The organism is Klebsiella sp. 10, assembly GCF_018223925.1.
Classification (GTDB): domain Bacteria; phylum Pseudomonadota; class Gammaproteobacteria; order Enterobacterales; family Enterobacteriaceae; genus Klebsiella; species Klebsiella pneumoniae.
Genome location: NZ_JAGRRB010000009.1, coordinates 84,478 through 95,936 on the forward strand (window position 1 = coordinate 84,478; position 11,459 = coordinate 95,936).

7 protein-coding genes are annotated in these 11,459 nt (G+C 59.3%); 5 read left to right on the forward strand and 2 right to left on the reverse strand.

Translation table 11 applies throughout. From position 1 onward, the window contains the following. Positions 1–118 precede the first annotated feature (118 nt). Entirely contained in the window at positions 119–4,372 is a 4,254-nt protein-coding gene (ftsK, locus tag KHQ26_RS10880; RefSeq protein ID WP_040228010.1) for a DNA translocase FtsK, read from the reverse strand. 135 nt (positions 4,373–4,507) lie between these two features. After that, on the reverse strand, positions 4,508–5,002 hold the full coding sequence (gene lrp / locus KHQ26_RS10885; RefSeq protein ID WP_000228469.1) for a leucine-responsive transcriptional regulator Lrp: 495 nt from the start codon (positions 5,000–5,002) through the stop codon (positions 4,508–4,510). 532 nt (positions 5,003–5,534) lie between these two features. Between lrp and trxB the strand changes: the two genes are divergently transcribed. The 5 genes from trxB to infA all read left to right on the forward strand — a co-directional run bounded on the left by trxB (position 5,535) and on the right by infA (position 11,424). Then, positions 5,535–6,503, forward strand: a complete 969-nt coding sequence (trxB, locus tag KHQ26_RS10890; protein ID WP_002898019.1) for a thioredoxin-disulfide reductase — start codon at positions 5,535–5,537, stop codon at positions 6,501–6,503. 114 nt (positions 6,504–6,617) lie between these two features. Beyond that, a complete protein-coding gene (gene cydD / locus KHQ26_RS10895) occupies positions 6,618–8,384 on the forward strand; it encodes a heme ABC transporter permease/ATP-binding protein CydD (protein ID WP_020804031.1) in 1,767 nt (588 codons plus the stop codon). Then, positions 8,385–10,106: a heme ABC transporter ATP-binding protein/permease CydC gene (gene cydC, locus KHQ26_RS10900; RefSeq protein ID WP_004209699.1), complete on the forward strand. Its 1,722-nt coding sequence runs from the start codon at positions 8,385–8,387 to the stop codon at positions 10,104–10,106. Between the two features lie 44 nt (positions 10,107–10,150). Then, complete coding sequence (aat, locus tag KHQ26_RS10905; protein ID WP_002898014.1) at positions 10,151–10,852, forward strand: leucyl/phenylalanyl-tRNA--protein transferase; 702 nt, start codon at positions 10,151–10,153, stop codon at positions 10,850–10,852. Positions 10,853–11,205: 353 nt separating this feature from the next. Beyond that, entirely contained in the window at positions 11,206–11,424 is a 219-nt protein-coding gene (infA, locus tag KHQ26_RS10910; RefSeq protein WP_001040187.1) for a translation initiation factor IF-1, read from the forward strand. Positions 11,425–11,459 lie beyond the last annotated feature (35 nt).

Consider the following 11,459-nt stretch of genomic DNA (forward strand, 5'->3'; position numbering starts at 1 on the left):
CTTCCTTAATGTGCGTCACTCCCGACGCGGGAGCCTCTTCTGCCCCTACTGTAGGACCGCCGGCGGCGGTGGGACAGAAGAATTGGCTGATTTTGCGCTTATTTACCCAACTTTGCACTCATTCAAAGGGCGGCGGCGCCAGCACTTCGCGGTTACCGTTATGGCCCTGCTCGCTGACGATACCCTGCGCTTCCATCTGTTCGATAATACGCGCGGCACGGTTATAGCCGATGCGGAACTGACGCTGAACCCCGGAAATCGACGCTTTGCGCTTCTCGGTCACAAAGTTGACTGCCTGATCGAACAACGGATCCAGCTCTTCCCCGCCGTCGAAGCCGCCACCGCCGCCTTCGCTTTCGCTGTCGGAGGTAATGCCATCCACATATTGCGGGCGACCGCGGGCTTTCCAGTCCTGAACCACGGCGTGGACTTCCTGGTCGCGCACAAACGCCCCGTGGACACGCACCGGCGTGGTAGAGTTCGGCCCGGAGTAAAGCATATCCCCCATACCCAGCAGCGATTCCGCGCCGCCCTGATCGAGAATGGTACGTGAGTCAATTTTACTCGACACGGTAAAGGCGATGCGCGTCGGGATGTTGGCCTTTATCAGGCCGGTAATAACATCTACCGACGGACGCTGTGTCGCCAGCACCAGGTGGATCCCCGCCGCGCGCGCTTTCTGCGCCAGGCGAGCGATCAGCTCTTCCACCTTTTTGCCGACGGTCATCATCAGATCGGCGAATTCATCCACCAGCACCACGATGTACGGCAGTTTTTCCAGCACCGGATGTACGGCGTCCATGCTGTCGCCAGGCTTCCAGTACGGATCCGGGATCGGACGTCCCATGCGCGCGGCTTCGGCGATCTTCTCGTTGTAGCCCGCGAGGTTACGCACGCCCAGCGCCGACATCAGCTTGTAGCGGCGCTCCATCTCATTGACGCTCCAGCGCAGCGCATTGGCGGCGTCTTTCATGTCGGTGACCACTTCCGTCAGCAGGTGCGGAATTCCTTCGTAGACCGACAGCTCGAGCATTTTCGGGTCGATCATAATGAAACGCACATCTTCCGGCTGCGCCTTGTAGAGCATGCTGAGGATCATGGCGTTGACGCCAACAGACTTACCGGAACCGGTGGTACCGGCCACCAGCAGATGCGGCATTTTCGCCAGATCGGCTACTACCGGATCGCCAGCGATGTCTTTGCCCAGCACCACGGTGAGCGGAGATGGGTTATCACGGAACTTGGCGTTGTCGAGCACTTCACGCAGGTAGACGGTCTGGCGTTTTTTATTCGGCAGCTCAAGCCCGACATACGGTTTGCCCGGGATCACCTCCACCACGCGCACGGCGACCGTTGACAGCGATCGCGCCAGGTCCCGTGACAGGTTAGAGATCCGTGCGGCCTTAACGCCAGGCGCCAGATTCAGTTCGAAGCGGGTGATCACCGGCCCCGGTGAGTAGTTCACCACATCCGCTTTAATGCGGAAATCGGCGAGTCGCGCTTCCACCAGGCGTGCCATCTGCTCGAGAGCAAAGGTATCCACCGGCTCGACTTCACTCGGCGGCGGGGTAAGCAGATCCAGCGACGGCAGTGGCGTGGTCGGCTTTTGCAGCGGTCGACTATCGCCATTGCGCATCAGCAGCGGGTGGATCAGGCTCTCCTGCGGCGCAGGGGCGGCAGGCTGATGCCCCTGAGGGGCAACCGGTTGTTGCGGCTGCACGGGCTGCGACGCAGTCGGATAGGACTGCGGCTGCGGCGGCACAGGCTGATGGTGTATCGGCTGATGCTGCGCAGGTTGATAACCCTGCTGCGGAGCGGCCGCCGGTTGTTGATAGCGCTGGGCCGGCTGCTGCGGCTGGACTTCCGGCGTCGGCGTAAACAGCGGTTCGCTCGGGCCGTCATTGACCAACGTTTTCATCGGCGAGAATTCATAATCTGCCGGCGAGAACGGGTTGGCGCCCGGCGGCTGCTCGGTAGCGTACCGCTGCTGCTGGGTAGCGGCAAACTGACGCGCCAGCTCCGCTTCCGCCGCGGCGTCGGCCTCATCGTCATCAGTCACGTTATCGTCTTCCCAGCGATGACCGTAGCGCTGCTGCTGGGTGGCGGCGAACTGGCGAGCCAGTTCATCCTGCTCCATAGCATCCGCTTCCTCATCCGAGAGCAGCTCATCATCATAATGCGGATCGCGCTCCGCCTGCCGCGCGCGCTGTTCCGCCTCCCGCTGCGACGGTAGCTTGATGCCGTAGGAGGCCAGTTCCCGACGCGTAGGAACACGCACGCGATTGGGCCGCGGTAGTTTTGGACCGATGCCCTCTTTCACCTGAACCCGTGGGCCGCTGGACGCCGGGCTGAACAATGGCGTAGCCGCAGCGGATGCGGCAGTGGACGAGGTTGTTGCCGCCGCGCCGCCGCTGGCGGCGGTAGCCTGATGCACCCCAGCCGCTACCGCAGAGACTACGGTTGTCTCCACTGGCGGTTTGGACGCAGTGGTCGGCGGCGTCAGCGGTTTAGTGGCAATCGGACTTTCCGGCTCAGGAATTGGCTGATACCAGGAGGCCAACAGCTCGCGTTCGCGCGCCCGCTTCTCTTCCACTTCCTCGAAATAATAGAGCGGCGGACGTTTCACTTCCTCCTGCACGACCTCGGGCTCTGGCTCCGGTGGGGGAACTGGCGCGCTTTGCGGCTGATACGCCGCTGGCTCCGGCTGATACGGCTGCGGCGCGGGCTGGCCGGCATGCGGATCGTAAGCTGGCTGCTGATAGGTCTGAGGCGCAGGCTGACCGGCATTCGGATCGTAAGCCGGCTGCTGATAGGTCTGAGGCGCAGGCTGACCGGCATAGGGATCGTAAGTTGGCTGCTGATACGGCGCTGGCTCAGGCTGATAGGCCTGCGGCGCAGGTTGACCGGCATACGGATCGTAAGCCGGCTGCTGATACGGCGCTGGCTCAGGCTGATAGGCCTGCGGCGCAGGTTGACCGGCATGCGGATCGTAAGCCGGCTGCTGATACGGCGCTGGCTCAGGCTGATAGGCCTGCGGCGCAGGTTGACCGGCATACGGATCGTAAGCCGGCTGCTGATACGGCGCTGGCTCAGGCTGATAGGCCTGCGGCGCAGGTTGACCGGCACGCGGATCGTAAACCGGCTGTTGATACGGCGCTGGCTCAGGCTGATACGCCTGCGGTGCGGTTTGCCCCGTTGGCGGCTGATAAGCAGCCTGCTGGAACGGAGCGGGTTCAGGCTGATAGGCCTGCTGCGGCGGATAGCTGGCTTCCGGCTGATAAGCTGGCGCAGCGCCGTGATGGCCCACCGGTGATTCTGCCCACGCCTGCGGCGCGGCAGTAGCCGCCGCCGCTGCGCTTACCGGCTCAGCGATACTGTGGCCATTCAACAACGGATCGTAAGGGTCGAAATCGCCCGGGCGCACGGCGCTGGCGCCGGAGAACAGCACATCATCCTCTGCGGGACGCGCGGCGCTGGCGCCGGAAAACAGTACATCGTCGGCGGCAACAGGCGCCCCGCTGGCGCTGTATTGCACCACCTCTTCACCGTCATCCATCCGTTTGCCGGAGAAAAGCGCAGCGTCGGTTTTACGCCCCATAGGGTTGGTAAACTTCTCGGCCAGACGCTTACGCCGCGCCAGCGCGCTGCGTAAGATACGGGCGCGACGCGATTCCTGCGGCCTGGCCGCCTCTTCGTCGTCGTACTCTTCCTCGTCGTCTTCGTATTCGCCTTCATCGACCCAGGTATCATCCCGACGGGTACGGTTGCTGGCAAAGGTGAGAACGGACAGGATGCCGCCGCCCAGCTTTTCCGCAATGCTGACCCACGACCAGCCGGTGAACAGCGTCAGCCCGGCCGCCCAGATACACAACAGGGCGATGGTGCCGCCGCTGCTGTGCAGCAGGGGTTGCAGCGTGGTGCTCAGCAGGCTGCCGATCACCCCGCCGGAGGCGAAGTACCAGATATCATCGGCGTTAATCGCCGCCAGACCACAGGAGGTCAGGATCAGGGCTAACGCACCGATGAGGCGAAGGGAAACGGCAAAATAATCAATGTATTCGTCGTTTTCCTGATGCCGCCAGGCAAACCAGCATCCGCCGATGATGATCACCGGGATGGTGTAGGCCATGACGCCAAAAATGAAAAAGAGGGTATCGGCAAGCCACGCGCCGGGGGCGCCGCCTAAATTATGAATAGGCTCATGCCATGCCGTTTGCGACCAGCTGGGGTCCGAGGGGTTAAAGCTCAGTAGTGCCGCCATCAGCCAGATGGCGAAGAGGGAGCAAAGGATGAGCATCGCCTCAAGGAGTCGGCGCCCGCTGCTGAGTTTGGTTAGTTTGACTTCTTTGTCTTCGGTGTATTCCTGGCTCAAGAAAGGCTCTCCAGGTATCAGGCTGTTTCCTGCCTGCTGCTAAAACGGACAACAGCGCCGGGTCTCCCCGGCACTGTTGCTGTATGGATTAACAGGAGTGTAATCAAACTACGTCGAGTTTGCACCTGTTCCGTGTTAGCGCGTCTTAATAACCAGACGATTACTTTGCTTGACTTCTTCCATTACCACGTAGGTACGGGTGTCGTTAACGCCCGGCAGGCGCAGCAAGGTCTCGCCCAGTAATTTACGATACGCTGACATATCCGGTACACGGGTTTTCAACAGATAGTCGAAATCACCGGAAACCAGATGACACTCTTGAATTTCTTCAAGTTTTTGCACTGCGGCGTTAAATTGCTCAAACACATCCGGTGCGCCACGATTCAGAGTAATCTCAACAAATACCAGAAGTGATGCATCCAGATAATGCGGGTTGAGCAGCGCCGTATAGCCCTGAATAAAACCCTGTCTTTCAAGACGACGCACACGCTCAAGGCAAGGCGTCGGAGAAAGTCCCACCCGTTTAGAAAGCTCGACGTTAGAAATTCGCCCATCTTTTTGCAATTCATTCAGGATGTTACGATCAATGCGGTCGAGATCTTTGCCAGGGCGCTTCTTGCTATCTACCATTATTATTGTCTCTCTGTATTCCTTCCCTACTCCTGTTCCGGCTCTGAGCCTTCACTGCCAGAGCCCATCCTGTTATCACCCGTACGACATTGGGTAACCCAGGGGTACGTGAGAAGCCCGTTGCCTGACGGCAGTCACCGACATCACGCATGGCGTCTGTCCACACCATGCGTAGATTTCGTTAACCCGGATAAAAATGGCATTTGCGTGCATGAAAATTCGCCGCACGCTAAATACTGCTTTTCTTCTTCCTTGAATGTTTTCGCAAAAGCACAGGTGATTGTCAAAGCAAAACATCGATTTTTAGTACAAGATGCCAGATATTCATCATCCGCCCTGGTTGATTCTCATTTTTTCGTCTTATAATTGTCCCGCCGACAGTAGAAATAGTTATATTCCTTGCCGGGAAAATCACCAATTCATTGGCAGCTTCTATTGCACACATCGTTAACAAAATCGCTGTGCTCTTTTTTTACGACAACAAATTCCCTACAATCCCAGCCCAATGTATGCCAATTATTATGGGGATCTCATGGGCACAGCCAAACACAGTAAACTGCTTATCCTTGGTTCTGGACCTGCGGGATACACCGCGGCGGTCTATGCCGCACGCGCCAACCTGCAGCCGGTGCTGATCACCGGGATGGAAAAAGGCGGTCAGCTGACCACCACGACGGAAGTGGAAAACTGGCCAGGCGATCCGAACGATCTCACCGGTCCGCTGCTGATGGAGCGCATGCACGAGCATGCCGCAAAATTTGAAACCGAGATCATTTTCGACCATATCAGCCGCGTCGATTTGCAAAACCGCCCGTTCCGTCTGACAGGCGACAGCGGCGAGTACACCTGTGACGCGCTGATCATCGCCACCGGCGCTTCCGCCCGTTACCTGGGCCTGCCTTCCGAAGAAGCCTTCAAAGGCCGCGGCGTTTCCGCGTGCGCTACCTGCGACGGATTCTTCTATCGCAACCAGAAAGTGGCGGTGATCGGCGGCGGCAACACCGCAGTGGAAGAGGCTCTGTATCTGTCGAATATCGCCTCTGAGGTACACCTGATCCACCGTCGCGATTCCTTCCGTGCGGAAAAAATCCTCATTAAACGCCTGATGGATAAAGTGGCAAGCGGCAACATCGTGCTGCATACCGATCGTACCCTCGAAGAGGTGACCGGCGACCAGATGGGCGTCAGCGGCCTGCGCCTGCGCGATACCAAAAACAGCGACAATGTCGAGTCCCTGGAAGTGGCTGGTTTATTTGTCGCCATCGGCCACAGCCCGAACACCGCCATCTTTGAAGGCCAGCTGGAGCTGGAGAACGGCTACATCAAAGTGCAATCCGGTATCCACGGCAATGCGACCCAGACCAGCATCCCGGGCGTGTTCGCCGCCGGCGATGTCATGGACCATATCTATCGTCAGGCCATCACTTCTGCGGGCACCGGCTGCATGGCGGCGCTGGATGCGGAGCGTTACCTCGACGGTTTGGCTGACGCTTGCAAATAATCTTTACAAGTCAGTAACAAAGGTAAAGAAGGCGACGAAAAGTCGCCTTTATTTTTGCTGCGATGTAACATTGCCGTGCCCAATACTCCGATAACGACACCTGCAAAGCGCGCAATGAATAAAACCCGTCAACAAGAGTTAACCCGCTGGTTAAAACAGCAAAGCATTATCTCCCGTCGCTGGTTGATGATTTCCCGCCTGCTTGGCGTGGCGAGCGGTCTGCTGATCGTGGCGCAGGCCTGGTTCCTGGCGCGGATCCTGCACCGGATGGTGATGGAGAATATTCCAGCGACCGCCCTGCTGCTGCCGCTCACGCTGCTGGTGCTGATCTTTGTACTACGCGCCTGGGTGGTCTGGCTGCGTGAGCGGGTCGGCTTTCAGGCCGGGCAGCATATTCGCTATGAAATTCGCCGCCAGGTTCTTGACCGCCTCCAGCAGGCAGGCCCGGCGTGGATCCAGGGCAAACCGGCCGGCAGCTGGGCAACGCTTATTCTTGAGCAAATCGACGACATGCACGACTATTATGCCCGCTACCTGCCCCAGATGACGCTGGCGGCCTGCGTACCGCTGCTGATCGTTATTACTATTTTTCCGATTAACTGGGCCGCCGCGCTAATCCTTCTCGGCACCGCCCCGCTGATCCCGCTTTTCATGGCGCTGGTCGGGATGGGCGCCGCCGACGCCAACCGGCGTAACTTCCAGGCGCTGGCCCGCCTCAGCGGCCACTTCCTCGACCGCCTCCGCGGCATGGAAACCCTGCGTATTTTTCATCGCGGTCAGGCAGAAACCGATAATATTCGCGACGCCTCGCAGGATTTTCGCCAACGCACCATGGAAGTCCTGCGTCTGGCCTTCCTCTCCTCCGGGGTTCTGGAGTTTTTCACCTCCCTCTCCATTGCGCTGGTAGCGGTGTATTTTGGCTTTTCTTACCTTGGCGAGCTGAACTTCGGCCACTATGGCGCGGGCGTCACGCTGATGGCGGGATTCCTGACGCTGATCCTCGCCCCGGAATTTTTCCAGCCGTTACGTGACCTGGGTACCTTCTACCATGCCAAAGCTCAGGCCGTGGGCGCCGCAGACAGCCTGAAAACGTTTATGGAAACGCCGCTGACCCAGGTAGAGCGTGGCGAGAAAACGTTAAATGACAACGATCTGATTAGCGTGGAAGCGCGCGACCTGGTGATCAAATCTCCGGAAGGTAAAGTTCTGGCGGGGCCGCTTAATTTTGCGCTGCCCGCCGGCGCTCGCGTGGTGCTGGTCGGCCAGAGCGGATCCGGGAAAAGCTCTTTGCTGAATACACTGCTCGGCTTTCTGCCCTATGAGGGGTCGCTGATGGTCAACGGCGTAGAGCTGCGCGAGCTGGACGCTGAGCGCTGGCGCCGCCTGCTGAGCTGGGTAGGACAGAATCCGCAGTTGCCTGCCGCCACGCTGCGGGAAAACGTGCTGCTGGCGTGGCCCGAAGCTAGCGATGCCCAGCTTCGGCTGGCGCTGGACAAGGCCTGGGTCAGCGAGTTTATCGCCCTGCTGCCGCAGGGGATCCATACCGCCGTAGGCGATCAGGCGGGGCGTCTGTCGGTAGGCCAGGCGCAGCGTATCGCGGTCGCCCGCGCGCTGTTGGTGCCGTGCCGCCTGCTGCTGCTGGATGAACCTGCCGCCAGCCTTGACGCCCATAGCGAACAGCGAGTCATGCAGGCCCTGACCCACGCCTCCAGTGAGCAAACCACGCTGCTGGTCACCCACCAGCTCGAGGGGCTGGCCGACTGGGACGACGTCTGGGTGATGCAGGACGGACAGATTATCGAACAAGGCGACTACGCCACGCTGGCCCGTGCTGGTGGGGTCTTCTCGGCGCTGCTGGCCCATCGTCAGGAGGAGATTTAAATGCGCGCACTTTTACCCTATCTGGCGCTCTATAAACGCCATAAATGGATGCTGCTGCTTGGCGTCGTGCTGGCCATTGTGACCCTGCTGGCCAGCATCGGCCTGCTGACGCTCTCCGGCTGGTTCCTCTCCGCCTCAGCGGTGGTGGGCGTCGCCGGGATCTACAGTTTTAACTATATGCTGCCTGCCGCGGGCGTTCGCGGCGCGGCAATTATCCGTACCGCCGGGCGCTACTTTGAGCGCCTGGTCAGCCACGACGCTACCTTTCGCGTGCTGCAGCACCTGCGCGTTTTCACCTTCAGCAAACTGCTCCCCCTCTCTCCGGCGGGGCTGGCGCGCTTTCGCCAGGGTGAGCTGCTCAACCGGGTGGTGGCCGACGTTGACACCCTGGATCATCTCTACCTGCGGGTCATTTCGCCGCTGGTCGGCGCGCTGGTGGTGATTGTGGTCGTCACCTGCGGATTAAGTCTGCTCGACGTCACCCTCGCGCTGACGCTCGGCGGTATCATGCTGGCGACCCTGCTGGTTATGCCGCCGCTGTTCTATCGCGCAGGTAAGCCAGCCGGCGAAAGTATGACGCAGCTGCGCGGCCAGTATCGCCAACAGCTCACCGCCTGGCTGCAGGGTCAGGCGGAGCTGATGGTATTTAACGCCAGCGACCGCTACCGCGCACAAATGGAAAAGACCGAGCTGAGCTGGCAGGATGCACAGCGGCGCCAGGCCGAGCTGACCGCGCTTTCGCAGGCGGTAATGCTGTTAATCGGTGGCATCGCCGTGGTGGCCATGCTCTGGCTGGCCTCAGACGGCGTCGGCGGCAATAGTCAGCCCGGGGCGCTGATCGCGCTATTCGTATTCTGCGCGCTGGCGGCTTTTGAAGCCCTGGCGCCGGTTACTGGCGCTTTCCAGCATTTAGGCCAGGTGATCGCCTCCGCGCGGCGGATCTCGCAGATTACCGACCAGCAGCCGGAGGTCACCTTTGTCGAAGATGAAGCCAGTCCGCCAGCGCAGGTGGCCCTAACGCTTCAGGAGGTCACCTTCCGCTATCCTCAGCAGCCCTCCCCTGCCCTGGAGAATATTTCCCTGCAGATTGCCGCCGGAGAGCACATCGCCATTCTTGGCCGGACCGGCTGCGGAAAATCGACGCTGTTGCAGTTGCTTACCCGCGCCTGGGACCCGTCACAGGGAGAGATTCTGCTCAACAATCAGCCGCTCTCCGGCCTCAGCGAAGCCACTCTGCGGCAGGCAATGAGCGTAGTGCCGCAGCGCGTGCACCTGTTCAGCGCCACCCTGCGCGACAACCTGCTGCTGGCGGCGCCTGAAGCGGATGACGCTCATCTCAGCGCTACCCTTGAGAAGGTGGGTCTCGAAAAACTGCTGCAAGATGGTGGTCTTAACGGCTGGCTGGGCGAAGGCGGGCGTCAGCTCTCCGGCGGCGAACTGCGCCGACTGGCCATTGCCCGCGCGCTGCTCCACGATGCGCCGCTGATGCTGCTCGATGAACCGACAGAAGGTCTGGATGCGGCCACCGAAAGCCAGATCCTGCATCTGTTGGCAGATGTCATGCGCGACAAAACCGTGCTGATGGTGACCCATCGCCTGCGGGGCCTGGCGGGTTTTAATCAGATAATAGTCATGGACAACGGCCAGATAATTGAGCAAGGTAGTCACGCGGAGCTGCTCGCTAAACAGGGCCGGTACTTCCAGTTTAAACAGCGTCTGTAGGCTATTCTATTATCTAATTTTTGCTGATGCGTATTGAGGTTAAAATGCGTCTGGTTCAGCTCTCCCGGCACTCTATCGCCTTCCCCTCTCCGGAAGGCGCCTTGCGAGAACCTAATGGCCTGCTGGCGCTCGGCGGCGATCTGAGCCCCGCGCGGCTGCTGATGGCCTATCAGCGTGGTATTTTTCCCTGGTTTTCCCCTGGCGACCCGATCCTCTGGTGGTCGCCCGACCCCCGGGCGGTACTTTGGCCAGAGCAATTCCATCTCAGCCGCAGCATGAAGCGCTTTCATCAGCGTTCGCCCTACCGGGTAACGCTCAACCACGCCTTTGGCGAAGTGATTGAGGGCTGCGCCAGCGATCGTGACGAAGGCACCTGGATAACCAGCAGTATCGTTCGCGCCTATCACCAGCTGCATGAGCTGGGTCATGCCCACTCCATTGAAGTCTGGCAGGAGAATACCCTGGTGGGAGGAATGTACGGCGTAGCGCAGGGAGCGCTGTTTTGCGGCGAATCGATGTTTAGCCGGGCGGAAAATGCCTCCAAAACCGCGCTGCTGGTATTTTGCCAGGACTTTGCGCACAGCGGCGGTAAATTAATTGACTGCCAGGTACTGAACAACCATACCGCGTCATTAGGCGCAGTGGATATTCCCCGCCGCGATTATCTGGACTATCTGTCGGTATTACGCGGCTACCGACTGCCCGAGCGATTTTGGGTGCCGCGGGTGCTATTTCCTGGCGGATAATAAAATGTTTTCAGCACATTTTGCGTCAGGATGGTATAATTGCGCGGTAGAGTAGCTTCTGCCTGTTGCCCCGCCGCCGTTTGGGAATAATAAGAGTCAGATAACGCCCATCGTTCTGTCACTCCCCTTTACGTTTGCGCCTGTCACGCGGCATGGCCGTGTGTGTCCCGGGCAATGCGCCAAAACTACTTCGGCGATTCATACCCGTCATATTTCCGTAGCCGCTGCGCTGACTATGCGCCTTGCGGCAAGGTGAATGATTCAGGGTAGATACGTAAAACTTTACTTACATGATGAACTTCGGCATTATCTTGCCGGTTCAAAACTACGGTAGTGATACCCCAGAGGACTAGATGGCCAAAGAAGACAATATTGAAATGCAGGGCACCGTACTTGAAACGTTGCCTAACACTATGTTCCGCGTAGAACTGGAAAACGGTCACGTGGTAACCGCGCATATCTCCGGTAAAATGCGTAAAAACTACATCCGCATTCTGACGGGCGACAAAGTGACTGTTGAGCTGACCCCGTACGACCTGAGCAAAGGCCGCATTGTCTTCCGTAGTCGCTGATTGTTTTCGCCCCTAAGGCGTCAGATGCTGAAGGC